The organism is Roseovarius ramblicola, assembly GCF_042430665.1.
GTDB classification, from domain to species: domain Bacteria; phylum Pseudomonadota; class Alphaproteobacteria; order Rhodobacterales; family Rhodobacteraceae; genus Roseovarius; species Roseovarius ramblicola.
The window spans coordinates 85,543-111,808 of the sequence record NZ_JBHMEC010000009.1 but is presented as its reverse complement, the minus strand read 5'-3'; the positions used below and the strand labels follow the sequence as shown (position 1 = coordinate 111,808).

The 26,266-nt window shown below is 68.2% G+C and carries 32 protein-coding genes; 19 read left to right on the top strand and 13 right to left on the bottom strand.

Annotation, left to right across the window (positions count from 1 at the left end; genetic code table 11):
- Positions 1-11 precede the first annotated feature (11 nt).
- The 3 genes from ACFFU4_RS05955 (at position 12) to ACFFU4_RS05945 (ending at position 4,484) form a co-directional block, all read left to right on the top strand.
- Positions 12-2,375 carry a thiamine pyrophosphate-binding protein gene (locus tag ACFFU4_RS05955; RefSeq protein ID WP_377068065.1) on the top strand — a complete coding sequence of 788 codons (2,364 nt, stop codon included), beginning with the start codon at positions 12-14 and terminating at the stop codon, positions 2,373-2,375.
- A gap of 80 nt (positions 2,376-2,455) precedes the next feature.
- The gene (locus ACFFU4_RS05950) at positions 2,456-3,682 is read left to right on the top strand and encodes an acyl-CoA dehydrogenase family protein (protein WP_377068063.1); all 1,227 of its coding nucleotides are present in this window, start codon (positions 2,456-2,458) and stop codon (positions 3,680-3,682) included.
- A gap of 217 nt (positions 3,683-3,899) precedes the next feature.
- Entirely contained in the window at positions 3,900-4,484 is a 585-nt protein-coding gene (locus ACFFU4_RS05945; RefSeq protein ID WP_377068061.1) for a carboxymuconolactone decarboxylase family protein, read from the top strand.
- A gap of 110 nt (positions 4,485-4,594) precedes the next feature.
- Here the strand turns inward: ACFFU4_RS05945 and ACFFU4_RS05940 are convergent, their stop codons facing one another.
- The gene (locus ACFFU4_RS05940; protein WP_377068059.1) at positions 4,595-4,936 is read right to left on the bottom strand and encodes an ArsR/SmtB family transcription factor; all 342 of its coding nucleotides are present in this window, start codon (positions 4,934-4,936) and stop codon (positions 4,595-4,597) included.
- Positions 4,937-5,183: 247 nt separating this feature from the next.
- Between ACFFU4_RS05940 and ACFFU4_RS05935 the strand changes: the two genes are divergently transcribed.
- The 5 genes from ACFFU4_RS05935 (at position 5,184) to ACFFU4_RS05915 (ending at position 8,665) form a co-directional block, all read left to right on the top strand.
- Positions 5,184-5,822 (top strand): ATP-dependent Clp protease proteolytic subunit, encoded by a 639-nt coding sequence (locus ACFFU4_RS05935; protein ID WP_377068057.1) that lies wholly within the window; start codon positions 5,184-5,186, stop codon positions 5,820-5,822.
- Between the two features lie 143 nt (positions 5,823-5,965).
- A complete protein-coding gene (gene clpX, locus ACFFU4_RS05930) occupies positions 5,966-7,234 on the top strand; it encodes an ATP-dependent Clp protease ATP-binding subunit ClpX (RefSeq protein ID WP_377068055.1) in 1,269 nt (422 codons plus the stop codon).
- Between the two features lie 220 nt (positions 7,235-7,454).
- Positions 7,455-7,838 (top strand): NADH:ubiquinone oxidoreductase subunit NDUFA12, encoded by a 384-nt coding sequence (locus ACFFU4_RS05925; protein WP_377068053.1) that lies wholly within the window; start codon positions 7,455-7,457, stop codon positions 7,836-7,838.
- A gap of 12 nt (positions 7,839-7,850) precedes the next feature.
- Positions 7,851-8,309 (top strand): outer membrane lipid asymmetry maintenance protein MlaD, encoded by a 459-nt coding sequence (mlaD, locus tag ACFFU4_RS05920; protein WP_377068051.1) that lies wholly within the window; start codon positions 7,851-7,853, stop codon positions 8,307-8,309.
- The gene (locus tag ACFFU4_RS05915) at positions 8,306-8,665 is read left to right on the top strand and encodes a DUF2155 domain-containing protein (RefSeq protein ID WP_377068048.1); all 360 of its coding nucleotides are present in this window, start codon (positions 8,306-8,308) and stop codon (positions 8,663-8,665) included. Before mlaD ends, ACFFU4_RS05915 begins: the two co-directional genes overlap by 4 nt.
- Here the strand turns inward: ACFFU4_RS05915 and aat are convergent.
- From aat to ACFFU4_RS05895, 4 genes are all read right to left on the bottom strand, one after another.
- Positions 8,632-9,273, bottom strand: a complete 642-nt coding sequence (gene aat / locus ACFFU4_RS05910; protein ID WP_377068046.1) for a leucyl/phenylalanyl-tRNA--protein transferase — start codon at positions 9,271-9,273, stop codon at positions 8,632-8,634. The genes ACFFU4_RS05915 and aat overlap by 34 nt on opposite strands.
- Positions 9,273-10,622: an acetyl-CoA carboxylase biotin carboxylase subunit gene (gene accC / locus ACFFU4_RS05905; RefSeq protein WP_377068044.1), complete on the bottom strand. Its 1,350-nt coding sequence runs from the start codon at positions 10,620-10,622 to the stop codon at positions 9,273-9,275. The genes aat and accC overlap by 1 nt, the downstream gene beginning before the upstream one ends.
- 7 nt (positions 10,623-10,629) lie before the next feature.
- Positions 10,630-11,124, bottom strand: coding sequence for an acetyl-CoA carboxylase biotin carboxyl carrier protein (gene accB, locus ACFFU4_RS05900; protein ID WP_377068042.1), 495 nt, complete (start codon positions 11,122-11,124; stop codon positions 10,630-10,632).
- 131 nt (positions 11,125-11,255) lie between these two features.
- Positions 11,256-11,798, bottom strand: coding sequence for a LuxR C-terminal-related transcriptional regulator (locus ACFFU4_RS05895; protein WP_377068040.1), 543 nt, complete (start codon positions 11,796-11,798; stop codon positions 11,256-11,258).
- A gap of 133 nt (positions 11,799-11,931) precedes the next feature.
- Between ACFFU4_RS05895 and ACFFU4_RS05890 the strand changes: the two genes are divergently transcribed.
- From ACFFU4_RS05890 to queF, 5 genes are all read left to right on the top strand, one after another.
- On the top strand, positions 11,932-12,894 hold the full coding sequence (locus tag ACFFU4_RS05890; RefSeq protein ID WP_377068038.1) for a peptidoglycan DD-metalloendopeptidase family protein: 963 nt from the start codon (positions 11,932-11,934) through the stop codon (positions 12,892-12,894).
- A gap of 84 nt (positions 12,895-12,978) precedes the next feature.
- A complete protein-coding gene (gene queC / locus ACFFU4_RS05885; protein ID WP_377068036.1) occupies positions 12,979-13,671 on the top strand; it encodes a 7-cyano-7-deazaguanine synthase QueC in 693 nt (230 codons plus the stop codon).
- A complete protein-coding gene (queD, locus tag ACFFU4_RS05880; RefSeq protein ID WP_377068034.1) occupies positions 13,671-14,027 on the top strand; it encodes a 6-carboxytetrahydropterin synthase QueD in 357 nt (118 codons plus the stop codon). Before queC ends, queD begins: the two co-directional genes overlap by 1 nt.
- On the top strand, positions 14,024-14,746 hold the full coding sequence (queE, locus tag ACFFU4_RS05875) for a 7-carboxy-7-deazaguanine synthase QueE (protein WP_377068032.1): 723 nt from the start codon (positions 14,024-14,026) through the stop codon (positions 14,744-14,746). The genes queD and queE overlap by 4 nt, the downstream gene beginning before the upstream one ends.
- 12 nt (positions 14,747-14,758) lie before the next feature.
- Positions 14,759-15,226 carry a preQ(1) synthase gene (queF, locus tag ACFFU4_RS05870; protein ID WP_377068030.1) on the top strand — a complete coding sequence of 156 codons (468 nt, stop codon included), beginning with the start codon at positions 14,759-14,761 and terminating at the stop codon, positions 15,224-15,226.
- A gap of 91 nt (positions 15,227-15,317) precedes the next feature.
- Here the strand turns inward: queF and ACFFU4_RS05865 are convergent, their stop codons facing one another.
- The 5 genes from ACFFU4_RS05865 to sfsA form a co-directional block, all read right to left on the bottom strand.
- Positions 15,318-15,584: a glucose-6-phosphate isomerase gene (locus ACFFU4_RS05865; RefSeq protein ID WP_377068027.1), complete on the bottom strand. Its 267-nt coding sequence runs from the start codon at positions 15,582-15,584 to the stop codon at positions 15,318-15,320.
- 98 nt (positions 15,585-15,682) lie between these two features.
- Positions 15,683-16,585: a DMT family transporter gene (locus ACFFU4_RS05860; RefSeq protein ID WP_377068025.1), complete on the bottom strand. Its 903-nt coding sequence runs from the start codon at positions 16,583-16,585 to the stop codon at positions 15,683-15,685.
- On the bottom strand, positions 16,582-17,604 hold the full coding sequence (locus ACFFU4_RS05855) for a DMT family transporter (protein ID WP_377068023.1): 1,023 nt from the start codon (positions 17,602-17,604) through the stop codon (positions 16,582-16,584). Before ACFFU4_RS05855 ends, ACFFU4_RS05860 begins: the two co-directional genes overlap by 4 nt.
- A 178-nt stretch (positions 17,605-17,782) precedes the next feature.
- Positions 17,783-18,652, bottom strand: a complete 870-nt coding sequence (gene map, locus ACFFU4_RS05850) for a type I methionyl aminopeptidase (RefSeq protein WP_377068021.1) — start codon at positions 18,650-18,652, stop codon at positions 17,783-17,785.
- A 72-nt stretch (positions 18,653-18,724) separates the two neighbouring features.
- Complete coding sequence (gene sfsA, locus ACFFU4_RS05845; protein WP_377068019.1) at positions 18,725-19,426, bottom strand: DNA/RNA nuclease SfsA; 702 nt, start codon at positions 19,424-19,426, stop codon at positions 18,725-18,727.
- 45 nt (positions 19,427-19,471) lie between these two features.
- Here sfsA and ACFFU4_RS05840 point away from each other — a divergent pair, with 45 nt between their 5' ends.
- Genes ACFFU4_RS05840 through ACFFU4_RS05825 form a run of 4 tightly spaced genes read left to right on the top strand, consistent with a single transcriptional unit; the run spans position 19,472 to position 22,416 of the window.
- A complete protein-coding gene (locus ACFFU4_RS05840) occupies positions 19,472-20,194 on the top strand; it encodes a competence/damage-inducible protein A (RefSeq protein WP_377068017.1) in 723 nt (240 codons plus the stop codon).
- Positions 20,191-20,916 (top strand): GNAT family N-acetyltransferase, encoded by a 726-nt coding sequence (locus ACFFU4_RS05835; protein ID WP_377068015.1) that lies wholly within the window; start codon positions 20,191-20,193, stop codon positions 20,914-20,916. Before ACFFU4_RS05840 ends, ACFFU4_RS05835 begins: the two co-directional genes overlap by 4 nt.
- Positions 20,913-21,488: a peroxidase-related enzyme gene (locus ACFFU4_RS05830; RefSeq protein ID WP_377068013.1), complete on the top strand. Its 576-nt coding sequence runs from the start codon at positions 20,913-20,915 to the stop codon at positions 21,486-21,488. The genes ACFFU4_RS05835 and ACFFU4_RS05830 overlap by 4 nt, the downstream gene beginning before the upstream one ends.
- Position 21,489: 1 nt before the next feature.
- Positions 21,490-22,416 (top strand): OmpA family protein, encoded by a 927-nt coding sequence (locus ACFFU4_RS05825; RefSeq protein ID WP_377068011.1) that lies wholly within the window; start codon positions 21,490-21,492, stop codon positions 22,414-22,416.
- A 16-nt stretch (positions 22,417-22,432) separates the two neighbouring features.
- On the opposite strand, the gene ACFFU4_RS05820 is transcribed toward ACFFU4_RS05825, so the two are convergent.
- Positions 22,433-23,293, bottom strand: coding sequence for a helix-turn-helix domain-containing protein (locus ACFFU4_RS05820; protein ID WP_377068009.1), 861 nt, complete (start codon positions 23,291-23,293; stop codon positions 22,433-22,435).
- A 107-nt stretch (positions 23,294-23,400) separates the two neighbouring features.
- On the opposite strand from ACFFU4_RS05820, the gene ACFFU4_RS05815 reads away from it, so the two are divergent.
- Positions 23,401-23,607 (top strand): DUF2061 domain-containing protein, encoded by a 207-nt coding sequence (locus ACFFU4_RS05815; RefSeq protein ID WP_377068007.1) that lies wholly within the window; start codon positions 23,401-23,403, stop codon positions 23,605-23,607.
- Positions 23,600-24,505 (top strand): fatty acid desaturase, encoded by a 906-nt coding sequence (locus ACFFU4_RS05810; RefSeq protein ID WP_377068005.1) that lies wholly within the window; start codon positions 23,600-23,602, stop codon positions 24,503-24,505. Before ACFFU4_RS05815 ends, ACFFU4_RS05810 begins: the two co-directional genes overlap by 8 nt.
- 312 nt (positions 24,506-24,817) lie before the next feature.
- Here the strand turns inward: ACFFU4_RS05810 and ACFFU4_RS05805 are convergent, their stop codons facing one another.
- Both ACFFU4_RS05805 and ACFFU4_RS05800 read right to left on the bottom strand, forming a co-directional pair.
- Positions 24,818-25,516: a CDP-alcohol phosphatidyltransferase family protein gene (locus ACFFU4_RS05805; RefSeq protein ID WP_377068003.1), complete on the bottom strand. Its 699-nt coding sequence runs from the start codon at positions 25,514-25,516 to the stop codon at positions 24,818-24,820.
- A 91-nt stretch (positions 25,517-25,607) separates the two neighbouring features.
- A complete protein-coding gene (locus ACFFU4_RS05800) occupies positions 25,608-26,201 on the bottom strand; it encodes a cytochrome P460 family protein (protein ID WP_377068001.1) in 594 nt (197 codons plus the stop codon).
- Between the last annotated feature and the right edge of the window lie 65 nt (positions 26,202-26,266).

Here is a 26,266-nt window from a genome sequence, read left to right as displayed (position 1 = left end):
TGGGGCGCGCCATGACCGATAGAGAGACCGATAACCACCTCAGGACCATCGAGCAGCGGCTGCTGTGGCTGTCGCACTGGATGATCCACCACGCCAACCACGTCCGGCCCAAGGTGGACGGGATCAAGACCGGCGGGCATCAGGCGAGTTCGGCGTCGATGGTGTCGATCATGACGGCGCTCTATTTCTCGGCGCTGCGTCCCGAGGACCGGGTGGCCGTGAAGCCGCACGCCTCGCCGGTGTTTCACGCGATGCAATACCTGATGGGCAATCTCGACCGCGCGCGGATGGAGGCGTTTCGTGGCTATGGCGGCGTGCAGAGCTATCCAAGCCGCACCAAGGACGTGGACGACGTCGATTTCTCTACCGGGTCGGTGGGTCTGGGCGTGGCGATCACGAGTTTTGCCGCGCTGGTGCAGGACTACATCGCCGCCAAGGACTGGGGTGCCGATGTGCCGCTGGGGCGCATGGTGGCGCTGGTGGGCGATGCGGAGCTGGACGAGGGCAATGTCTACGAGGCGTTGCAGGAGGGCTGGAAAAACGATCTGCGCAATTGCTGGTGGATCATCGACTACAACCGCCAATCGCTGGACGGGATCGTGCGCGAGCGTCTGTTCGAGCGGATCGAGAAGATTTTCGACGCCTTCGGCTGGGATGTGGTGCGGGTGAAATACGGCGCGCTGCAACGGGCGGCCTTTGCCGAGCCGGGGGGTGCTGCGCTGCGCGACTGGATCGACGCCTGCCCCAACGCGGAGTATTCGGCGCTGACCTATATGGGCGGCGCGGTCTGGCGGCAGCGGCTGATGGACGACCTCGGCGATCAGGGCGAGGTGACCGCGCTCATCGAGCGGCGGAGCGATCGCGAACTGGCCGACCTGATGGAGAACCTCGGCGGCAATTGCGTGGCGACCATGGCGGAGACTTTCGCGGGCATCGACCACGACCGCCCGACCTGTTTCCTCGCCTACACGATCAAGGGCTGGGGCACACCCATCGCGGGCCACAAGGATAACCATGGCGGGCTGATGACCCGCGCGCAGATGGCCGAATGGCAGACGCATATGGGCATCCCCGAGGGGCAGGAATGGGAGCCGCTTGCCGGGGTCGGGGATGCGGACAGCCTGCGCGCCTATCTCGACGCTGTGCCGTTCTTTGCCGGGGGCGCGCGGCGGTACGGCGACGACCGGCTGGCGGTGCCCGCCGTCGCGGCGGTGACGGACCGCGAAATCTCGACGCAGATGGCGTTCGGCAAGATGCTCGACGGGCTGGCGCGGGGCGACAGCGCGCTGGCGGCGCGCATCCTGACCACCTCGCCGGACGTGACCGGCACCACCGGGCTGGGGCCGTGGGTCAACCGGCGCAAGCTGTTTTCGCGGACCGAGCAGCGCGATGCCTTTATCGAGCATCGCATCCCCTCGACCGCGAAGTGGAATTTCTCGCCCGAGGGGCAGCACCTTGAGCTGGGTATCGCGGAGATGAACCTCTTTCTGCTCCTGGGGGCGGCGGGGCTGGCGCACAGCCTGTGGGGCCGGCGGCTGATCCCCATCGGCACGGTCTATGATCCGTTCGTGCATCGCGGGCTCGATGCGCTCAATTACGCCTGCTACCAGGATGCGCGGTTCATCGTGGCGGGCACGCCATCGGGGGTGACGCTGGCCCCCGAGGGCGGCGCGCATCAATCGGTGGGCACGCCCCTGACGGGCATGGCGCAGGACGGGCTGGCGAGCTTCGAGCCCGCATTTGCCGACGAGCTGGCGGTGATCCTGGAATGGGCGTTCGACTATTTGCAGCGCGATGGCGAGGGCGACAGGGGAGGCGGCGTGGACGAGCGCACATGGCTGCGCGACGAGACCGGCGGCTCGGTCTACCTGCGGCTGAGCACCAAGCCGCTGGAACAGCCGGGCAAGCGCGCCGATGACGCATTCCGGCAGGGCGCCATCGACGGGGCCTACTGGCTGCGGCCGCCGGGGCCGAATTGCGAGGTGGTGATCGCCTATCAGGGCGCGGTGGCCGACGAGGCCATCGCGGCGGCGGGGCTGGCGGGCGGCACGCGGCGCGACGTCGGCGTGCTGGCAGTGACCTCGGCGGACCGGCTCAACGCGGGCTGGACGGCGGCGCAGCGCGAGCGCGCCCGCGGCAACGCGGACGCGGTGAGCCATGCCGAGCGGCTGCTGGCCCCGTTGCCGCGGCACTGCACGCTGGTGACGGCGATCGACGGTCACCCGGCGACGCTGGCCTGGCTGGGGGCGGTGGCCGGGCACCGGGTGATTTCCCACGGGGTGGAGCATTTCGGGCAGACCGGCACCATCGGCGATCTCTACAGGCATTACCGCATCGACCGCGATGCGCTGGCGGCCTCGGCCACCGGGGGATGAGCGGATCGATTCGGGGCTTGTAACCCGTGCGCGTTGGCGCGCAGTCTGCCGGGCAGGATCTGGCGACAGGGGAGAGCGGGATGGATCTGGGTTTGCGGCCCGAGTTGCAGGGGCGTCTCGAACAGGTGGCGGCGATGGTGCGCGACGAGATCGCCCCTAGCGAGGCGGAGTTTCACGCCGAGGTGGCGCGTGGCGACCGCTGGGCGCTGAGCCCGCGGCAGGTGGAGATCCTCGAAGGTCTGAAGGCGCGGGCGCGGGCCGAGGGGCTGTGGAACCTGTGGCTGACCGAAGACGGCGGGGCCGGGCTGCGGACCGTGGACTATGCCTGGTTTGCCGAGATCATGGGCCGCAGCCCGCTGGCGCCGGAGGTGTTCAATTGCAACGCGCCCGACACCGGCAACATGGAGGTGTTTCACCGCTATGGCAGCGCCGACATGCAGGCGCGGTGGCTGAAACCGCTGATGGCGGGCGAGATCCGCTCGGCCTACCTGATGACCGAGCCGGAGGTGGCAAGCTCTGACGCGACCAACATCGCCATGTCCTGCGTGCGCGAGGGCGACGAATACGTGCTCGACGGCGAGAAGTGGTGGGCCACGGGCGCGGGCGATCCACGCTGTGCCGTCTATATCGTGATGGTACGCACCGGCGGCGACGACCTGCCGAAGCATCAGCGCCATTCGATGATCGTGGTGCCCGCCGACAGCCCCGGTATCGAGGTGCTGCGCGCGATGCAGGTCTACGGCCATGACGACGCGCCGCACGGGCACATGCACATCCGGTTCTCAGGCGTGCGGGTGCCGGCGGAAAACATCCTGCTGGGCGAGGGGCGCGGCTTCGAGATCGCGCAGGGCCGGCTGGGGCCGGGGCGCATCCATCACTGCATGCGCGCCATCGGCATGGCCGAGGCGGCGCTGGAAATGATGTGCCGCCGCAGCCTGTCGCGCGAGGCGTTCGGCAAGCCGTTGGCGCAACTGGGCGCGAATCACGACATCATCGCCGAGTGCCGGATGGAGATCGAGCAGGCGCGGCTGTTGTGCCTCAAGGCCGCGTGGATGATGGATCAGGGCGATGCGCGCGCCGCAGCACCATGGATTCACCAGATCAAGGTGGTGGCGCCGCGCGTGGCGCTGAAGGTCGTCGACGAGGCGGTGCAGATGTTCGGCGCGCAGGGCATCAGCCAGGATGTGCCGCTGTCGGCGATGTGGACGCATCTGCGCACGCTGCGCCTGGCCGACGGGCCGGACGCGGTGCACCGGCGGCAGGTGGCGCGGGCGGAATTGCGGCGGCACACGCAGGAAAAGGTCTGAGCCGCGGCCGTCCCGGGTGGGGGCGCTGCCCCCACACCCCCGGAGTATTTGACCCAGGAAGAAGCCCGGGAGCGCGCAGCGCCGGTGCGGCCGCGCATTCCCGCACAGGTATGTCTGCGCCAGAACACCGGCCTCACGATCTGGTGACCGCCGGGCCGGTTACATGGCGCGCGGTCGCTGATTAGCTATGCTGCGACCGTAATCAAAGGAGGGTCACATGACTGCCGAATTCAAGATCACCACCGCCCCTGTGAGCGACGATCAGGCCGGGGGCCTGGCGAAGGAATTGCTGGAGGGCGCGCGCGCCAAGCTGGGATTCGTGCCCAACATGTATCGCGGCATGGCGATCAATCCGGGGCTGCTGAGCACCTATCTGCACGGCTATGCGCATTTCCGCGAGCAGGGCAATTTCACCCCGCCGGAGCAGGAGGTCGTGTTCCTCACCATCTCGCTGGCCAATGGCTGCGACTATTGCACGGCGGCGCATTCGATGCTGGCGGTGAACGTCTCCAAGCTCGGCGAGGCGCACACGCAGGCGCTGCGCGACGGCAAGCCGCTCGACGATGACAAGCTGGAGGCGCTGCGCAGGTTCACCCATCACATGTGGGAGACGCGCGGGCTGCCGACGAAGGCGCAGGCCGAGGCGTTCAAGGCCGCAGGCTATTCGGACATTCACGTTCTGGAGATCATCCTCGCGATGGCCGTGAAGACGGTCAGCAACTATGCCAACCACGTCAACCACACCGATGTGGACGACGCCTTTGCGCCCTATGCCGTGGACAAGACGGTGGCGGCGGCCTGAGCCGGTCTAGAGTGTGCCGCGTTCATCCGCAGTCACGCGGCACGCTCCAACTCCTTGATTTCGCATGTTCGAGGAGCTCAAAACCGGTTCCCACTCTTGAGCAACATGCCCTAGCTCTCGCGCCCCTGCGCGCCGGGGGCGCAGAACATTTCGTAGAGAACGCCGAGCAGCCGCTCGGCCCGCGCGTCGGCAAGGCTGTAATAGATGGCCTTGCCGTCGCGTCGTGCGCGCACAAGCCCCTCCTGGCGCAGCCGGGCGAGTTGTTGCGACACCGCCGCCTGCCGCGCGCCGAGCAATGCCTCGAGTTCCGACACGGATTTCTCGCCCGTGACGAGGTGACACAGGATCATCAGCCGGCCCTCGTGGCCGAGCGCGCGCAGGAAGTCCGCCGCGTCGGCGGCGTTTCGCTGCATTTGCGCCATGTCGGCGCTGCCGGGGTCCATTCTGAGCATCGGTGGCGGCTCCTTCCCGGGTAATCTATGGCGAATCCGCGTGCGCGGCAATTGCGAAACCCGCGGACGCGGCGGGTGCGACCGGCGTGCCCCGCGGGCTTTCGTGCAACATGCCCTCGAATCGCGCGCCTGCCCTTGCAGGGGGTGGGGCGCGCAACTAAGACTCCGTTAGCACGCCGTCGGTCACGATCGGCGAAACCTATTGGTCCGGGCAGGACGGCCGGGCCGCAACAGCAGGCGGGACAGGATGAACGACCCTTTCGAGACTTACATGAACACGCTGGTGCCGATGGTGGTCGAACAGACCAGCCGGGGCGAGCGCGCCTACGACATCTTCTCGCGGCTTCTGAAGGAGCGCATCATCTTCGTCAGCGGGCCGGTGCATGACGGCATGTCGAGCCTGATCGTGGCGCAGCTCCTGCATCTCGAGGCGGAGAACCCGTCGAAGGAAATCAGCATGTATATCAACAGCCCCGGCGGCGTCGTGACCTCCGGGCTGTCGATCTACGACACGATCCAGTACATCAAGCCCAAGGTCAGCACGCTGGTGATCGGGCAGGCGGCGAGCATGGGGTCGCTGCTGCTCACGGCGGGGGCGCCGGGGATGCGGTTCTCGCTGCCCAACAGCCGGATCATGGTGCACCAGCCCTCGGGCGGCTATCAGGGGCAGGCCACCGATATCATGATCCACGCCAAGGAGACGCAGAAGCTCAAGGACCGGCTCAACGAGATCTATGTGCGCCATACCGGGCAGGAGATCGGGACCGTCGAAGCGGCGCTGGAGCGCGACAATTTCATGTCGCCCGAGGAGGCGAAGGACTGGGGCCTGATCGACGAGATCGTGACCAGCCGGGTCAAGCCCGGCGACGGCGATGACGCCGAATGAGGCGATGAAGAGATGGTGACCGCGCGTGCGCGGGCGGTCGCGAAATTCGCATTGTGGTGCTTTCCGCCCTGACTTAAGCTGGCGGCACGCAAGAGACGAGACGACGCGCATGCCGCCCGCCCGGCGGCGCTGAAAGGGAAGCCATGGCGAACAATTCCGGCGACAGCAAGAACACGCTCTATTGCAGCTTTTGCGGCAAGAGCCAGCACGAGGTGCGAAAGCTGATCGCGGGGCCGACCGTGTTCATCTGCGATGAATGCGTGGAACTGTGCATGGACATCATCCGCGAGGAGACCAAGAGCGCCGGGCTCAAGGCGACCGACGGGGTGCCGACGCCGCACGACATTGCCAAGGTGCTCGACGATTACGTGATCGGGCAGGCGATGGCCAAGCGGGTGCTCTCGGTGGCGGTGCACAACCACTACAAGCGGCTCAACAATTCCGGCAAGAGCGATATCGAGCTCAACAAGTCGAACATCCTGCTGATCGGCCCCACCGGCTGTGGCAAGACGCTGCTGGCGCAAACGCTGGCGCGCATTCTCGACGTGCCGTTCACCATGGCGGACGCGACCACGCTGACCGAGGCGGGCTATGTCGGCGAGGATGTCGAGAACATCATCCTCAAGCTGTTGCAGTCCAGCGAATACAATGTCGAGCGCGCGCAGCGCGGCATCGTCTATATCGACGAGGTCGACAAGATCACCCGCAAGTCGGAAAACCCGTCGATCACCCGCGATGTCAGTGGCGAGGGTGTGCAGCAGGCGCTTTTGAAGCTGATGGAGGGCACCGTGGCGAGCGTGCCGCCGCAGGGCGGGCGCAAGCATCCGCAGCAGGAATTCCTGCAGGTGGACACCACCAACATCCTGTTCATCTGCGGCGGGGCGTTCGCCGGGCTCGACAAGATCATCTCGCAGCGTGGCAAGGGCAGCGCCATGGGCTTTGGTGCCGATGTGCGCGACGAGGAGGAGCGCGGTATCGGCGAGGTGCTCACGTCGCTGGAGCCCGAGGATTTGCTGAAATTCGGGCTGATCCCGGAATTCGTCGGCCGTCTGCCGGTGCTGGCGACGCTGGAGGATCTCGACGAGGACGCGCTCGTCACCATCCTGACCGAGCCCAAAAACGCGCTGGTCAAGCAGTATCAGCGGCTGTTCGAGCTTGAGAACGCGACGCTGACCTTTACCGATGACGCGCTCAAGGCGATCGCCAAGCGCGCCATCGCCCGCAAGACCGGGGCGCGGGGGCTGCGCTCGATCCTCGAGGATATCCTGCTCGACACGATGTTCGACCTGCCCAGCCTCGAGAATGTCGAGGAGGTGGTGGTCAACGAAGAGGCGGTCACATCCGACGCCGCCCCGCTGGTCATCTATGCCGAGACCAAGGGCAAGAAGAAGGAAGGCGCGAGTGCGGGCTGACACGTCGCGCGGCGCGGAGCGTTCCGGGGCCGGTATGCGCGGGGCGGTTGCGGGCGTTGGCATCTTGCCGGACCCGCGTGGCGACCTGGCCGATGGCTGAAACGGCGGGTTCGGGCGGTCCATTCCGCTTGCCTGTCCGTTCCGCACCGCCGCCGCACGCGGCACTGGACGTTGGCCTCCAAATCCGCCATATCGGACGAGGAATGAGCCGGAGGGTCTGATGGGAATTCTCGACACGTTGTTGCGCGCCGTGACGTGGTGGAACGGGCAGACGCTCAACACCCAGATCTACACTTGGCGCCACGGCGTGAAGGTGGGCGAGGATGCGGAGGGCAACCTCTTTTACCGCTCGCGCGACGGCAAGAAGCGCTGGGTGATCTTCAACGGCGAGGCCGAGGCCAGCCGCATCAGCCCGAACTGGCACGGCTGGCTGCACCACACCTATGCCGAGCCGCCGAGCGATGCGCCGCTGCCGCGCAAACCGTGGGAAAAGCCGCATCAGGAGAACCTGACCGGCACGCCGCTGGCCTATGCGCCCGCCGGATCGATTCGCCGCCCCGAGCCGGTCGAACGGCGAGATTATGAGGCCTGGACGCCGGAATAGGGGCGCGAGACCATGTCCGAGAACAAGACCGAGGTCCTCGTGGGCGCGCTGGTCCTGGCCGTGGCGCTGGGCTTTGCCGCCTATGCCGGCAAGACCACCGGGATCGCCACCGCAGGCGGGGAATACAGGCTCAACGCCAGCTTTCGCAGCGCCGACGGGGTCAACGTTGGCACCGATGTGCGCCTCGCCGGCGTCAAGGTGGGGCGCGTGATCGGGCTGCGTCTCGATCCCGAGACCTATCGCGCCAAGGCGATCTTTACCGTCAGCGATGATATCGAGGTGCCCGATGACAGCGCCGTGGCGATCTCTTCGGAGGGGTTGCTGGGCGGCAATTATGTCGAGATCATGCCCGGCGGATCGCCCTTCTACTTCGAGCCCGGCGACGAAATCGAATTCACGCAGGGGTCGGTCAGCCTCGTTTCGCTGCTGATGAAATTCGTCTCCGGCAACGAGGACGGGGCGGCGCAATGATCCGTGCCGCGGCGGCGTGCCTGCTGATCGCCTGCGCACAGGGCGCGGTCGCGCAGGAGGATGCGGCCCCCGGTGACGGTGCGGTGCTGCGCGGGCTCGACAAGATCACCACCGAATTGCGCGACCTCGACCTCGCCAATGGCGAGAGCGGGCAGATCGGCGCGCTGACGGTTGAACTGATCGAGTGCCGCTACCCGGAGGGCAACCCGGCGGGCGATGCCTATGCCCATGTCATCATCCGCGGGACCGGGAGCGGCAAGCTGTGGTTCGACGGCTGGATGCTGGCCTCGTCGCCGGCGCTCAACGCGCTGGAACACCCGCGCTACGACGTCTGGGTGATCCGCTGCACCACCTGAGCCGGGTCGCGCCCGAGCGGCAGCGACGCGATATCGGCCTCCCGCTCCAGCGCCTCCGAGAGCCGCGCGCGATAGGCGGCGCGCGGTATCTCGACGGCCCCCAGCCGTGCGAGATGGTCGGTGATGAACTGCGTGTCGAACAGGATGAAGCCGCAGCGCCGCAGGTGATCGACCAGATGCGCCAGCGCCCGTTTCGAGCCATCGGTGCGGCGCGAGACCATGCTCTCGCCAAAGAACGCGCGCCCCAGCGTGACGCCATAGACGCCGCCGGCGAGCGCCCCCGTCTCCCACACCTCCAGCGAATGGGCGTGCCCGCGCGCGTGCAACTCAAGATATGCCTTGCGGATGGGGGCGCTGATCCACGTCTCGGGCCGGTCGGCGCAGGCATCCACCACGCCTGCGAAATCGGCATTCAGGCTGACGGCATATCCCCCCCGCCGCATCCGGCGCGCCAGCGACCGCGACAGGTGAAACCCGTCGAGCGGCAGCACGCCCCGCCGCGGCGGATCGACCCAGAACACCTCTGCGTCATGGCGATGCTCGGACATCGGGAACACGCCTGCCGCGTAGGCGCGCAACAAGACGTCCGGGGGCAGAAAGGCGGGCATCACGCCCGCAGGTTGGTCTCGAGCCAGTGTTCGAGCCAGTGGATGTTGTAGCTGCCGGAGCGGATATCCTCCTCCTGCAGCAGCGCGTGAAACAGCGGTACCGTGGTGTCCACCCCGTCCACGATCAATTCGCCGAGGGCGCGGTTGAGGCGGCGCAGCGCGGTGTCGCGGTCGTCGCCATGAACGATCAGCTTGGCGATCAGGCTGTCGTAATAGGGCGGGATGCGGTAGCCGTCATAGAGCGCGGAATCCATCCGCACGCCAAGGCCCCCGGGTGCGTGAAACTGCGTGATCGTGCCCGGGCGCGGCGCGAAATCGGGCAGCTTCTCGGCGGTGATGCGCACCTCGATGGCGTGGCCGTTGATCTTGAGATCCTCCTGCGTGAAGGACATCGGCAGCCCCTCGGCCACGCGGATCTGCTCGCGCACCAGATCGATGCCGAAGATCGCCTCGGTCACCGGGTGTTCGACCTGCAGGCGGGTGTTCATCTCGATGAAGAAGAACTCGCCGTTTTCATACAGGAACTCGATGGTGCCGGCACCGCGATAGTCGATATTGGCGCAGGCCTCGGCGCAGATCTTGCCGATACGCGCGCGCTCTTCGTCGGTGATGCAGGGGCCGGGGGCCTCTTCCAGCACCTTCTGGTGACGGCGCTGGAGCGAGCAGTCGCGCTCGCCCAGATGCACCGCGCGGCCCTTGCCGTCGCCGAACACCTGGATCTCGATATGGCGCGGCGTGGTGAGGTATTTCTCGATATACACCTCGTCGTTGCCGAACGCGGCCTTGGCCTCGGACCGCGCGGTGAGAAAGGCGCGTTCGAGCTCGCCCGCGTCGCGCGCCACCTTCATGCCACGGCCGCCGCCGCCCGCCGTTGCCTTGACGATCACCGGATAGCCGATCCCGTCGCACAGCGCCCTGGCCGCCGCGACATCGGCGATGCCGCCTTCCGAGCCGGGCACGCACGGCACGCCAAGCGCCTTCATCGTGTCCTTGGCGGTGATCTTGTCGCCCATGATGCGGATATGCTCGGCCGAGGGGCCGATGAACGTGAGGTCATGATCCTCGACGATCTGCACGAAATTGGCGTTCTCGGACAGGAACCCGTAGCCCGGATGCACCGCCTGCGCGCCGGTCACCTCGCAGGCGGCGATGATCGCGGGGATCGACAGGTAGCTCTCGGACGAGGCGGGCGGGCCGATGCACACGGTCTCGTCGGCCATGCGCACATGCATCGCGTCGGCGTCCGCGGTGGAATGGACAGCGACCGAGCGGATGCCCATTTCCCGCGCCGCGCGGATCACGCGGAGCGCGATCTCGCCGCGGTTGGCCACTAGGATCTTGTCGAACATGCCCGCCTCACTCGATGATCATCAGCGGGGCGCCGTATTCGACGGCGGCGCCATCCTCGATCAGGATGCGCCGGACGGTGCCCGCGCGCGGCGCGGGGATGTGGTTCATCGTCTTCATCGCCTCGATGATCAGGAGCGTGTCGCCCTCCTCGACCTGCTGGCCCACGCTGACGAAGGAGGGCGCGCCCGGCTCGGCCTGCATGTAGACGGTGCCGACCATCGGCGAGGTCACGGCACCGGGGTGGCTCGCGGGGTCCTCGACCGGCGCGGCGGCCTCGGCGGCGGCGGGCGCGGCGGGTGCCGGGGCTGCGGCGGCTGGCGCGGGGGGCGCGCTGTTCACCTGCGTCGTGACGGTCTCGCCCCGGCGGCTTACCCGCACGTTGAGCGTATCGTCCTGTCCGTATTCGCGCTTGACCGCCAGCTCGGTGAGGTCGTTCTCGGTGAGAAGCTCCGCGAGCGCCCGGATGAAGGCAACGTCCGATTCATGCGTTTTGTTCGACATTTGCGTCCTCGGTAACGGCGATGGTGCGCGTGGCCCGCGCCCGTCGCAATGGTTTCCGCCGCTTATAGGGCAGGACGTGGCCTGAGAAAAGCGGCCATTTCCCCGGCGGCACCCCCCGGCTGCCCCCGTGGTCAGAGCGGCATCCCCGACAGCTTGGCCACCAGCTCGGCCAGCTTGCGCGCGCCGAACTTCTCCAGCAGGCGGGCGCGGTAGACCTCGACGGTGCGGTGGCTCAGCCCAAGCTCCAGCCCGACCTCCTTGGAGGTGAGGCCCCGGCAGGTCAGGATCGCCACCTCGCGCTCGCGCCGGGTGAGCGCCACGAGCGGCCGCTCCTCCGAGAGATCGGCAAAGGACCACACGCCGCGCGCGAAGGGCGCGTCGGGCGTCAGCGACTGTCCGCGCACCCGGCACCAGAACAGCGTCCCCGCGCCGCGCCGCATCACCCGCTCGTCGGCGTAGCGCCCGGTCTGGCGCATGACGGCGAGCGCGTCCGAACCGATCCGCCGGTAATCCTCGATCGACGGGTAGAACCGCGCCAGCGGCACGCCCTCGTAATCGCCCGGATCGCCGCCGAAGATCGCCGCGAACTGCCGGTTGCAGGCGCGGATGATCCGGTGTTCCAGCACGGCCAGCCCCACCGGCGCGTGATCGAAGGCGAGCGTTCCGATATCCATGCCCCGTTATGCCGCGCGCGTCCCCCCGCGCCAAGCGCATTGCGCAGGGGGCCCGGGTGGCTTGCGGCCTGACACGGGCCATGCTCTACAGCGGTCGCACCCGCCGACACCGCAAGACACCGGCCGAGGTCCCATGTTCGTGCTGACTCTGACCGTTCAATTGGCGCTCCCACTCGCGCTCCTGCTGTGGCTCGGGCTGTGGCCCGCGCGCAACGTTCCTGGCCTCGCGGCGCAGGCGGCGGGCACCGGGGCGGTGATCCTCGCGCTCGCCCTGGTGGCGCAATGGGCGGTCGTGGGCTGGTGGGTGCCTTGGGTCCTGGCGGGTCTCTGGGGCGCGCTGGTGCTCGCGGTCTCGGTTCGGGCCGGGCGCGCGCACCTCGCGGCGCTGCCGGATACGCGCGGCGGATGGGGCGTGGCGGTGGCCGGGCTGATCCTGCTCACCCTCGGCGGCTGGGCCACGGGCACCGCGCTGGCCGGGCGCACAGCGCCCCCCGGCCCGGTGGTCGGGATCGCCAACCCGCTCGGGCCGGGCCGCTACCTCGTGGGCAATGGCGGCGCACACACCCTGGTCAACGTGCATCTCCATACCCTCGACGACAGCGTTGCGCGCTATCGCCCGTGGCGCGGGCAATCCCATGCCATCGATTTCTTCGGCCTCGGCCCGTGGGGGCTGCGCGCGGACGGGCTGCGCCCTGCCGACCCGGCGGCCTACGCGATCTTCGGCAAGGCCCTGCACGCGCCCTGCAACGGCACCGTGATCGCCGCCGAGGACACGCGGCCGGATTTCGAGGTGCCCCGGCTCGACCCCGTCAACCGTCTGGGAAATCACGTCATCCTCGCGTGTGGCGGGGCGTGGATCGTGCTGGCGCACATGCAGCAGGGCAGCGTCACCGTCACGCCCGGCGACACGGTGACCCAGGGCCGGCGCATCGGCGCCGTCGGCAATTCCGGCGCCAGCACCGAGCCGCATCTCCACATCCATGCCCAGCGCCCGGCAGCCGAGGGCGCGCCGCCGATCTCGGGCGCGCCGCTGCCCCTGCGCATAGCAGACCGCTACCTCGTGCGCGGCGACCGGCTCGACGGTCGCAGCCCCTGACCCGCTTGCCATGAGCATACGAAAGGCGTAAGGCGCGCACCCAAGCGGTCGCAGCCTACCCGCTCTAAAAAACAAGGACGCGAAATGGATACCATCGTTATCTGCTCGGGCGGGCTCGATTCCGTGACCCTTGCCCACAAGACCGCCGCCGAGCGCGGGCTCGCGGCGCTCTTGTCGTTCGATTACGGCCAGCGCCACGTCAAGGAGGTGGAGAGCGCGCGCGCCTGCGCGGCGCGGCTCGGCGTGCCGCACCGGGTGGTCGATCTGCGCGGCGTCGGCGCGGCGCTCTCGGGCTCGGCGCTGACCGACGACGTGGACGTGCCCGACGGGCATTATGCCGAGGAGACGATGAAGATCACCATCGTCCCCAACCGCAACGCGATCATGCTGGCCGTGGCCTTTGGCATGGCCGCGGCGCAGAAGGCGGGCGCGGTGGCGGCGGCGGTGCATGGCGGCGATCACTTCATCTATCCCGATTGCCGCCCCGGGTTCGTCGCGGCGTTTCAGGCGATGCAGGATCACGCGCTCGAAGGCGTGGCCGAGGTGAGCCTGTGGACGCCCTATGTCCACGGCTCCAAGGCCGATATCGTGGCCGATGGCGCGCGGCTCGGCGTGCCCTTTGCCGAAACGTGGTCGTGCTACAAGGGGGGCGCGCGCCATTGCGGGCGCTGCGGCACCTGCGTGGAGCGGCGCGAGGCGTTCCACCTCGCCGGGGTCGATGACCCGACCGCCTATGACGATCCTGATTACTGGCAGGCCGCGGTGGAGGGGCGCTGATGTACCGGATCACCAAGGAATTCCACTTTTCCGCCTCGCACCAGCTTTTCGGGCTGCGCGAGGGGCACCCCTGCGCGCGGCTGCACGGGCACAACTATATCGTGGTGGTGGAACTCGCCGCCGAGGCGCTGGACGAGACCGGGTTCGTGCGCGACTATCACGACCTTGCGGACCTCAAATCCTATATCGACGAGCATCTCGACCACCGCCATCTCAACGAGGTGCTGGGCGACGATTGCGTGACCGCCGAGCGCATGGCGCGGCATTTCCACGACTGGTGCGCCGCGCGCTGGCCCGAGGTTTCGGCGGTGCGGGTGAGCGAGACGCCCAAGACCTGGGCGGAATACCGGCCGTGACCGACCCGATCCGCGTCTCTGAAATCTTCGGCCCGACGATTCAGGGCGAGGGCGCGCTCATCGGGCAGCCCACCGTGTTCGTGCGCACCGGCGGCTGCGATTACCGCTGTTCGTGGTGCGACAGCCTGCACGCGGTGGACGCGGACTATCGCCACACATGGGCGCCGATGCAGCCGGGCACGGTGCTGGCCGAGGTGGCCCGCCTCTCGGGCGACCGTCCGATTCTGGTCACTCTGTCGGGCGGCAACCCGGCGATTCAGCCGCTGGGTCCGCTGATCGAGATGGGCCGGGCGCAGGGCTACCGCTTCGCGATGGAAACGCAAGGCTCGGTCGCGCGCGACTGGTTCGCGGAACTCGACATGCTGGTGCTTTCGCCCAAGCCTCCCTCGTCGGGCATGGCGGTTGACTGGGCGGCGTTCGAGGCATGTATCGCCGCCGCCGGGGGCGCGCAGACGGTGCTCAAGATCGTCATCTTCGACGAGGCCGATTACCTCTGGGCGCGCGAGGTGGCCGCGCGGTATCCGACCCTGCCCGTCTACCTGCAACCGGGCAACCACACCCCGCCACCGCCCGGCGACGACGCGGCATCGGTGGATCAGGCGGGCGTCGACGCGCGGATGCGCTGGCTGGTGGAGCGGGTGGTGGCCGATGGCTGGTTCGCGGCGACGGTGCTGCCGCAACTGCACGTCACGCTCTGGGGCAACAGGCGCGGTGTGTGAAAGGAGATCACGATGAGCGACGATAACATCTACAAGGACCTGACGCAGCTTGGCGGCGCGACGCGCGTGCCGCAATCGCCCGGTGAGGCCGAACTCGAGCGCGTGCCCAACCCGCAGGCGGATACGGCCTATGCCGTGCGCTTCACCGCGCCGGAATTTACCTCGCTCTGCCCGATGACCGGCCAGCCCGATTTCGCGCATCTGGTGATCGACTATGTGCCGGGCGACTGGCTGGTGGAGTCGAAGTCGCTCAAGCTTTACCTCACCAGTTTTCGCAACCACGGCGCGTTCCACGAGGATTGCACCCTCACCATTGCGCGGCGGCTGGTCGGTTTCCTCGCGCCCCGATGGCTGCGCATCGGCGGCTACTGGTATCCGCGCGGCGGCATTCCGATCGACGTGTTCTGGCAGACCGGCCCCGCCCCCGAGGGCGTCTGGCTGCCCGATCAGGGCGTGCCGCCCTATCGCGGGCGAGGGTGAGTCGCGGCCCACACCCGGGGGTGGACCCGAGGATCTTTCCTTGCGGTGGCGGCAGATCCCCGCGTTCGCGGGGATGATGGCTGTGCCGCACTCAGCAGGGCACCGTGCGGTAGGTGCCGTCGCCGTTGGAATAGGCGCATTGGTTGGTGCGGGTGTTGCGCGCGATGAGCGTGCCCGCCGCCGCGCCCGCCAGCGTCGTGAGCACGGTCCAGCCGGCACTGGCCTCGAAGGCCGCGGCCGCGATCAGCCCCGCCCCCGCGCCGAGGGCGGCGCCGGTCACTTCGCGGTTGTCGCCGGTGTTCGCGCAGGCCGCGAGCGCTAGCCCCGCCAGCGCGCCGACGATCGTGTTGCGTGTCATTTTCGTGCTCCTTTCCTGCCTTTGGCGTCGCCCGAGTATAACGCGCGGGGGCCGGGAGTCGTCCCGCGAAAAATGCCGCATCGGCAAGGATTGGCCGGTCAGGGGATCGGCGGCGGGCGCTTGCGCCGCGCCCCTGACAGCGCATTGCCCGCGATGGCCGCCAGCAGGATCGTCCCACCCGCGAGCGTGGTGGGTTCGGCGCGTTCGCCGAGGAACAGCCAGACCCAGACCGGTGCCAGCACCACTTCGGACATCGACAGCAGCGTGAGTTCGGCGGCGGGGACGCTGCGCGACCCGATGGTGTAGAGAATGAGACCGGCGCCGACCTGGAAAACGCCCATGCCCGTGGCGATCCCCGCGTCGCGGGGCGCAAGCGACAGCGACAGGCCGAGCGCGAGGCAGATCGCCGCCATGACCACGGTGCCGATAATCCCCGAGAGCAGCACCGCGGGCATCATCTCGACCGCGCGGCCGCGGCGCAGCGCCACGGTGAACACCGCAAAGCCGAGCGCCGAGCCGAGGGCGGCGAGATTGCCCCGGAGCGCCGCCCCCGAGGTCTTGTCCCAGACCATCACGGCGATGCCGCAGGCGGCCACGGCGATGGCGATCCAGGTGGCGGGGCGCACGCTCTCGCCTAGGATGACGCGCCCCAGCGCAGCGGCGATCAGCGGGGCGGCGGCGAAGAGCATCATCGCATTGGCGACCGAGGTGGACTGGATCGCGACGATTCCGCCGGTATAGGCGGCGACCAGCGCCGCACCGGCGATCGCGCCGGGCCAGCCCATCGCGGCGATGCGCGCGAGCGGCGCGCGCCCGGCGCGCAGCCGCACCACGACATAGAGAAACACGCTCATCGCCAGCGAGCGGTAGAACAGGATCTGCCAGACCGCCGCGTCCTCGATCAGGCGGATGCCCAGTCCCACGGTGGACCAGAGCACGCCCGCCATGAACACCAGCAGATAACCCGAGAGGTCGCGCTCGGTGGTGGCCGTCATGCTCATGGCGTCTGATCGTCCTCGGACACCTGCGGTGGCGGGTGGCCCGGGGTAAAGGTGCTCTCGGCGATCGCGGGTGTTGTGTCGCCGCGCCGCGCCGCGCGTGTCTCGCGCCAGCCGATACAGAGCCCCGAGGCGATGATGATCGCCATGCCCGCCAGCGTGGCGGGCGGCGGCACCTCGGCCCATAGGACGTAGGCGAGCAGCGCGGCGAAGGGCAGGTAGGTATAGTCGAAAGGGGCCACGAGGCTCGCGTTGGCGACCTGGTAGGCGCGCGAGGCGAGCATGTAGGCCACCATCCCCACGAGGCCCAGCGCGGTGAGGGACGCGAGATCGGCCAGCGCGCCCGCGGGCAGGCCCCAGCGCAGGTGTTGCGTGGCCGCCGTGTCGGGCACGATCTGCGCCACGGCCCAGCCCGCGGGCAGGATCAGAACGCCCGAGAAAGCCAGCGTGTAGAGCCCCACCGTGAGCGTGCTCTCGCGCTCGCCGATGCGGCGGGCGAGGATCTGCGAGGCGGCGTAGCTGAGCGCGCAGAGAAGCGGCAGCACCGCCACAAGGTCGAGCCCGCCCGCGGGCCGCATGGCGATCACCACGCCCGCAAAGCCCACGACCAGCGCCGCCACGCGGTATGCGCCAATCCGCTCGCCCAGAAACAGCGCCGCCATCAGCGCGGTAAAGAGCGGCGCGGCGAAAAAGATCGTGCTGACCTCGGCCAGCCCCATGAACGGGAACGCCGCATAGAACATGGAAAAGCCGGTGGCAAAGAGCGCCGCACGCGCGAGGTGCAGCGGCCAGAGCGCCGAGCGCAGGCTGTGCGGCGCGCCAAGCCAGACGATGAGCGGCACCAGCACCATCACCGCCACCACCGAGCGCGCGAACAGAAGCGGCCAGACCGGGTAGGTCACGAGCAGCGACTTCATCGCCGCGTCCTGCACCACGAAGAGCAGCATCGCCGCCGTGATGCACAGGATGCCGTGCACGGCGCGCGAGGGGGCCGGGACGGGATAGGTGCTCATCATCGCCATGGGCGCTCTCCTGTCTTTCGCGGGCACCGACAGACCGGGGGCGGCGCGGCCCTCTTGGTGCGGGGCGCGGGCATGGACGGTCGGGATGCGTCGAAGGCCGGTGAAATGACCGGTGCGCTCAGGCTCTCATGTCGGAAAGCGACTGTCTTGTCCGATAGCGACGCCGGCAGAGGCGGCGTCAGGCGCGGGTGGGATGGAAGCGGCCCGAGGGCGAGAGGGTGAATATCTCGGCCCCCTCTGCGGTCACGCCGATGGAATGCTCGAACTGCGCCGAGAGCGACTTGTCCCGCGTCACCGCCGTCCATTCGTCATCCAGCACCACGCTGTCGGGGCGACCGAGATTGACCATCGGCTCGATGGTGAAGAACATCCCTTCTTCGAGCCGCGCGCCGCTGCCCGCGCGCCCGTAATGCAGCACGTTGGGCGGCGCGTGGAACACCCGGCCAAGCCCGTGGCCGCAGAAATCGCGCACCACCGACATGCGCTGCGCCTCCACATGGGTCTGGATGGCGTGGCCGATATCGCCGAAGGTATTGCCGGGGCGCACCGCCTCGATCCCCTTCATCAGCGCGTCATGGGTGACCTGAATGAGCCGCTCGGCCTTGCGCGAGGGTTTGCCCGCCACGTACATCCGGCTGGTATCGCCGAACCAGCCATCGACGATCACGGTCACGTCGATATTCAGGATGTCGCCGTCGCGCAGCGCGTCGTCGGCGCGGCGCTTCTCGTGGTCGCGCGAGATGGTCTCGCCGCCGCTCTTGGGGATGGGCGCGCCGGGGATGCCGTGGCAGACCACATGATTGACGCTGATGCAGCTCGCGTGCCGATAGCCCTTGTAGCCGATGGTGGCGGATTTGGCCCCGGCGGCCTCGATCCGCCGCTCGATCAGTGCGTCGATCGCCTCGGTTGTCTGACCGACGAATATGTGCTCGGCGATCTCGTCGAGGATCTGCGCGGCGAGCCGCCCGGCCGCGTGCATGCCGGCGAAATCCGCCGCCTCGTGGATGCGGATGCCCTCGCGCGTGGTGCGTCCCCGGTGTTTGTTCACAATTGGCCTCGTATCATCGTCTGTTTTATCTTTAATTAGGCCCGTTTGCACCAAAGGACCAGAGGCGCGTGCCTAGTCGTGATGCAAGCCGTGACCGATCGTGACCCGATCGGGGCTGATATCGGCGCGGTATGACAGCACCGTGACCCCCGCCGCGCGCGCCGCCGTGAGCGCGCTTGCATAGCCGGGGTCGATATCTGCAGCCACCCGCACCGTTTGCGCATCGGTGCGCTGCACAAGGTAGAACAGCACCGCCCGGTGCCCCGCCTGTGCGACCCTCGCCAATTCGCCCAGATGTCTAGCGCCACGCGCGGTGACGCTGTCGGGAAACTCGGCCACGCCCGGTGCCCGCGACAGCGTCACCGATTTCACCTCGACATAGGCGTCGGGCAGGCCCGCGCCCGAGAGCAGAAAGTCGATCCGGCTGTTCGCCCCGTATTTCTGTTCCGGGCGCACGATATCGTAGCCCGCCAGTTCCGCGATCCCGCCCGCCTCCAATGCCGCGCGCAGTGCGCGGTTGGGCAGGCCGGTATCGACGCCGGTGAAATGCCCGTTCTCGTGATCGACCAGCCGCCAGCCGTATTTCAGCTTCTTGCGCGGGTCGTCGTTGGGCTCTACCCAGATCCGCGTGCCCGGCTCCGCCAGCCCCGTCATCGCGCCGGGATTGGCGCAATGGGCGGTTGTCCCGGTGCCGTCCTCCAGCCGGATATCGGCGAGGAACCGCTTGTAGCGGCGCAGCAGCGTGGCGCGCAGGAGGGGGCTTTGAAACCGCATGGGCGGGGCCTATACCGGGGCCGGACCCACTGCAAGGAGGCCGCAATGTCCAACCCGACCGCCGCCATGCTCGTCATCGGGGACGAGATCCTCTCGGGGCGCACGCGCGACGCCAACATGCACCACCTCGCGCGCGAACTGACGCGGGTGGGGATCGACCTTGCCGAGGTGCGCGTGGTCCACGACGACGCGGCGGCCATCGTGGCGGCGGTGCGGGCGCTGAGTGAAGCGTTCGATACGGTGTTCACCTCGGGCGGGATCGGGCCCACCCATGACGATATCACCGCCGAGGCGGTGGCGCGCGCATTCGACACCCCCATCGGCATACGCGGCGACGCGCGCGCGATCCTTGCCGCGCATTACGAGGCGCGGGGGCAGGACCTGAACGAGGCGCGGCTGCGCATGGCGCGCATCCCCGAGGGCGCGACGCTGATCGACAATCCGATCAGCGCCGCGCCCGGTTTCACCCTCGGAAACGTGCATGTGATGGCCGGGGTGCCGTCGATCTTCGAGGCGATGCTCGCCTCGGTGCTGCCCACGCTGACCGGTGGCGCGCCGGTCCTGTCGCAATCCTACGAGGTGCGGCGCGGCGAGGGCGATATCGCGGCCCCGCTTGCCGATCTCGCGGCGCGCTATCCCGAGCTGTCGATCGGCTCCTATCCGTTCATCCGCGAAGGCTGTCACGGCGCGCAGATCGTGATCCGCGGGCAGGACGGCGCGCGGCTGGATGCCGCGATGGCGGAACTTGCGGGCATGTTCCCGGCATGATGCCCGATATCCACGCGCTCTACGCCGTCACCGAGGCGACGTGGCCGCCCGCCGGGACCCGCGCGCTTGGCCCGGTCACGATTCGGGACGGGCGCGGCGGTGGCAAGCGCGTGTCTGCGGCGACGGTGGCGGGGGCGGCGACAGGGGACGATCTTGACCGTGCCGAGGCGGCGATGCGGGCGCTCGGGCAGGGGCCGCTTTTCCAGGTGCGGACGGGCGACGGGGCGCTCGACGCGATGCTGGCGGCACGCGGCTACCGCACGGTTGACCCGGTGAACCTCCATGTTGCGCCGGTGGCCGCGTTCACCTGCGAGAGGCTGCCGCGCGTCACCACCTTCACCGTCTGGGAGCCGTTGGAGATCATGCGCGACATCTGGGCCGAGGGCGGCATCGGGCCTGCGCGCGTGGCGGTGATGGCGCGGGCGGCGGGGCCGAAGACGGGCCTCTTCGGGCGGCTGAGGGATCAGCCCGCCGCCGCCGGCTTCGTGGCCATCCACGACGGCATCGCGATGGTGCACGCGCTTGAGGTGCGCGCGCGGCACCGGCGCGCGGGGCTGGGGCGGCTGATGATGCTTCAGGCCGCGCATTGGGCCGCGGGCCAGGGTGCGCGACATCTTGCCGTGATCTGCACGCAGGCCAACCAGGGGGCGAACGGGCTTTATTCGGCGATGGGATTTTCCTGCGTCGGCACGTATCATTACCGCCAGAAGGAGGAGCCATGACCCGCAATGATGACCAACCCACCGCGCTCGACCTGCCGCCGGTCGATCCGCTGCCCGAGCCAACCGCGCGCTATTTCGAGATCTGCGAGGAGAAGCTGGGGCTCGTACCCAACGTGCTGCGCGCGCATGCCTTCGATATCGAGAAGCTCGACGCCTTCGCCGCGCTCTACAACACGCTGATGCTGGCGCCCTCGGGGCTGTCGAAGCTGGAGCGCGAGATGATCGCGGTGGTGGTCAGCTCGATCAACCGGTGCTGGTATTGCCAGGTGGCGCATGGCGCGGCGGTGCGCGCGCTCTCGGGCGATCCGGCATTGGGCGAGGCGATGGTGATGAATTACCGCGTCGCCGATATCAGCCCGCGCCAGCGCGCGATGCTCGACTTCGCCGCCAAGGTGACGACGGCGAGCGCCACAATCGAGGACGCCGACCGCGACGGCCTGCGCGATCACGGCTTCACCGACCGCGACATCTGGGACATCGCCAATGTGGCGGGGTTCTTCAACATGTCGAACCGCGTCGCCTCGGCCACCGGGATGGAGCCCAACCCCGACTATCATTCGCAGGCGCGCTGAGATGGGGCGCGGTCGGGCGGCGTGGCTGGCGGCGCTGCTGGTCCTCGCGGGGCCGGGGCAGGCGCTGGATCTGCCGCTGCCCGAGGGGGCGGAGCAGACCGCGAAGGTGGTCCGCCCCGCCGATACGGTCCATCTGCCGCAGGGGGGGCTCGAGGGCGATACCGTGCCGCGTCTGCGGCTGGACGGGACCATCACCAGCCGGGCGTGGCGGGTGCGCGACCTCGCGCAGGGCACGCTGGCGCGGATGGCCCCGCTGCGCGCGGCGCTGGAACAGGAGGGCTGGCAGGTGGTCTTTGCCTGCGCGGCGGAGGGGTGCGGGGGCTTCGGCTTTCGCTTTGCCGTGCCGGTGCTGCCTGCGCCCGCCATGTTCGTGAACCTGTTCGATTACCGCTATTTGCTGGCGCGGCGCGGGGCCGGCGAGGGGGCCGAGCATGTCATGCTGTTCGTCAGCCGCGCGGGCGGGCGGGGCTATGTGCAGATCACCCATGTCGGGGTGGCGGAGACGGCAGAGGACGGCCGGCCCGGGGCCCGCGCCCCGGAGGCGGCGAGCGCGGCGGGATCGCTGGGGCCGGTGTTGCGCGAGGCCGGGCGGTTTGTCCTGCGCGGGCTCGATTTCGCGTCGGGCGAGGCGGTGCTCGGGCCGGGGCCGCATGCGGACCTCGCGGCGCTGGCGGCGTTCCTCTCGGCTGAGCCGGAGGCGCGGATCGCGCTGGTGGGTCATACCGACAATGTCGGCGCGCTCGATGCCAATATCGCGCTGTCGCAGGCGCGCGCCGAAGCGGTGCGCGACCGGCTGATCGCCGATCACGGGGTCGAGGGTGCCCGCGTCGAGGCGCGCGGCGTGGGCTATCTCGCGCCGGTGGCGGCCAACGACACGCAAGAGGGCCGCGAGACCAACCGCCGGGTCGAGGCGGTGCTGCTGCAATAGGGACGGGGCGTCGGTGCTATCCGCCCGCATCGCGCAGGGCGCGCAGGTGATCGGGCAGGGCGCGCGCCGTCACGGCGGCCTCGCGCAGCAGCCCGTCGAAATGGCGGGTCATGGCCTGCACCCGTTCGGTATCGCGGAACACAAGGTAGTTGCGCCCGAGATAGAGCACGGCGAGGAGGGGCCCGAAGATCGTGACCGGCGCGGAATAGAGGCGGCGGGCATCGAAAAGATAGAGCCGCAGGCCGGGATAGAGCTGTGACGTGACGGCGATGAAATGGTCGAGCTGCGCGCGGCGGACATCGTCGGGAAGGTCGCGGTAATAGCCTTCGCCGCGCGCGAAGCTCTCGATCTCGAAGAGCGGCAGGGCGATTTCGTAATCCGAACGGGCGGCGCGCATCCACGCCATGCGATCCTCGGACGCACCGATCGCCTGATCGGTAGAGCGGCCCAGATGCGGCGCGTATTCCCATTCCAGCATTTCGCGGGTCTTGAGCATGTCGGGCAGGCCGGCGGGGACGTGGCGGATCTTGTAGCCCGCCGCCTCCTTGTGCCACTGGAAAATCTGCTCATCCACCAGCGCGCGGGGGGCCTCGGTCAGCGACAGGGTGTTGGCGAGCATGTCGGCGGCGGTCTCGGGCCGGTCGGTGAGGCCCAGAAGCCAGTCCGCCGAGACCCCGAGCGCGCCCGCGCATTCGCCCACCACCTGCGCATTGGGCAGCCGCGCGCCGGTGCCGGTCAGCAGTTGCGACACGGTCGAGCGATCCACCCCGATGGCGCGGGCGAGCGCGCTTTGATTGATGTCGCGCAGGCGCATCGCCTCGGCGAGACGGGCGCGGAACAGGGTGGCGCGCAGGCGCTTGTCGATTTTTTCGTTCATATGGTGATATAAATCACAATTGCGGAAAAATGTTAACCATTTCCGAAATGGCCGGGCAACCAAATCGCAAGCATTGTCTGCGCATCGTTCAATCACATGGAGGGGACATGGAGACGCGATTGCGCAGCATCGTGAAGGCGGTGATCTGGAACCTGATCGGGCTCTCGGTCATGGCGGTGGTCGGGTTGGTCGTCACCGGCTCGCTGACCGCGGGCGGGGTCATGGCGGTGATCAATAGCGTGATCGGGTTCACCACCTACGTGATCTACGAGCGCGTCTGGTCCCGCATCCACTGGGGTCGCAGCCATGGATAAGCTGCGCATGCCCGCCGTGGAATGGCCGACACTGGCGCTGTTGGTCGCCTGCTACGGCACCTGGATCATCGGCACGACATGGGCGGCGGCGCTTTGGCTGCCGCTGGGCGTGATGTTGACCGGCGTGGCCATCGCACTGCATTCCTCGCTGTGCCACGAGGCGCTGCACGGTCACCCGTTCCGTCAGCGCCCGTGGAACGAGGCGGTGGTGTTTCCCTGCCTGTGCCTGGTCATCCCCTATGGCCGGTTCCGCGATACCCACCTCGCGCACCACCGCGAGGAGCATCTGACCGACCCCTATGACGACCCCGAATCGAACTATCTCGATCCGGGCGTGTGGGGCCGCCTGCCGCGCTGGGCACGCGCGGTGCTTCGGGCCAACAACACGCTGGCGGGGCGGCTGATTCTCGGGCCCATCATCGCGCAGGTGGCCTTTCTGCGCGCCGATTGGCGGGCCATCCGTTCAGGTGACCGGTCGGTGCTGCGCGCATGGGTCTGGCATGTGCCGCAGGTGGCGGTGGTGCTGGCATGGGTGTGGTATGCGCCAATGCCGCTCTGGGTCTATCTGTTGGCCGTGTGGATTGGCATCGCACTCCTGAAGATTCGCACCTTCCTAGAGCACCGCGCCCATGACCGGGCGAGCGGGCGCACCGTGATCGTCGAGGACCGGGGGCCGCTCGCTCTCCTGTTCCTCAACAACAACCTGCACGTGGTGCATCATATGCACCCCGAGGAGCCGTGGTACCGGCTGCCCGCGCTCTACGCTGCGCGGCGCGATCATTACCGCCGCCGAAACGATGGGTATGTCTATCGCTCCTATGCCGAGATTTTCCGCGACTACCTGTGGCGGGCCAAGGACCCGGTGGCGCATCCGCTCTGGCCGTGGCGGCAGGGCTGAGGGGGACGGGGTCCGGCCTGAAGCGAACGTTGCAGTGAGCCGCGCCATCGCATGTCCGCGGGCAGGCGAGCCGACGGTCTTTTCAATGCGCTTTATCCCTCCATATCCGCAAAACATGCAATCGGCGCGCTGGCTTGACCACATCGCCTGTCCGTCACGCCAAAGGCGTGCCGACTGTATCGGCGCACTTTTGGTGCGACGGGGCGGACATGCGATGGCGCGGCGGCCTTCGGCATCGATTCCGCGCCGGGGCCAGACGGCCACCGTCCCTCATGGTCACGGACATCCCGCGCCTCCGCGTCGCGTCCGGCCTCAGACGTCCTCGCGCAGCGGCACGATCTGCTGCGCGATACCCGCGAGCAGGAGGTAGATGCTGGTCACCACGAGTCCCCAGTGCGCCCAGCTCTCGGGATCGAAATGCACCCACGCCGCCCAGCCCGCGAAGAACGTCCATGCCAGCGCCATCGGCAGCGACAGCCAGCGCCAGCGCGCGGTGCGGACGGGATGGATGAATTTGAGCGGCAGGAACATCGCCACCGCCAGCACCGTCACGAGCAACAGGATGATCCATGTCGGCGGCTCGACCGCGAAGAGCACGATCACCAGCATGTTCCAGCAGCCGGGAAAGCCGGAAAAGGAATTGTCCGTCGTCTTCATCCTTGTATCGGCGAAATACATGGCGCTGGCATAGGTGATGACGATGATGGCCACCCATCCCGTCCAGCCCGGCAGAAGGTCCGAACTGAACAGCGCGAAGGCAGGGATGAACACGTAGGTGAGATAGTCGATGATCAGGTCGAGCAGCACCCCGTCGAATTCCGGCGCGGTGGTCTGCACATGATACTTGCGCGCCAGCGGCCCGTCGATGCCATCGACGGCAAAGGCCACGACCAGCCACAGGAACATCAGTTCCCATTCGCGGTCGATCGCGGCGAGCATCGCGAGCATCGCGAACACCGCGCCGGTGGCGGTGAGAAGGTGGACGAGCAGGCCGCGCAGATGAGGTGTCATGTCCGGGTCATGCCGCAAGCACTGCGGTTTTGCAAAGCAAAACCCGGCCCCATTCGGGGGCCGGGCCGAAAATGATGCGGAAATGCGCTGCTCAGTTGGAGACGCGGACCTCTTCCAGCGGATAGGCCATGCCGTCCTGTGCCTCCCACGAGACGTGGCAATCATGGCAGAAGCTCTGGCTCACGCGCATCTCGTCGCCGGTATTGGTGAGGCCGCTGTAATGCCAGTCATTGGTCTCGGGCGAGGCGCCTTCCTCGAGCTTGGTCATGATGAAGAGCGGGCCGATCACCCCCTTGCCGTTCTTGAGCGCGAAGCTCTCCTTGGCGAGCACCGAGCCTGCGGGCATCTCGACACCCTCGGTCTCGAACTTGAGGTATTGCCCGGCGGCGATGTCGTTGGCGAAGGTCTGAAGCAGGCGGTTGCTGTGCGCGCCGGCCACGGCCGGGCGGGTCGAGGAGACGGTCCACTCACGGTAGACCGAGCCGACGTCGTGCCCGTTCTGCGCATAGCATTGCTGCATCCACTCCTCCATGCAGGCGTAGAAGGATTTGACCTCGTCGGCGCTCATGTCCCAGACGCTCTCCGCGTCGGAGGTGCAGTTGGGGCTCTGTTGTGCCTGTGCGGCATTGCCCGTCATCATGAACGCCGCGGCAAAGCCGGCCGCGGTGACCAGTGCATATTTCATAGGATATTCTCCTTTGGATGTTTGGCGTTAGGGCGTCATCGGGGCGAAACTCGCATGAATCGTCC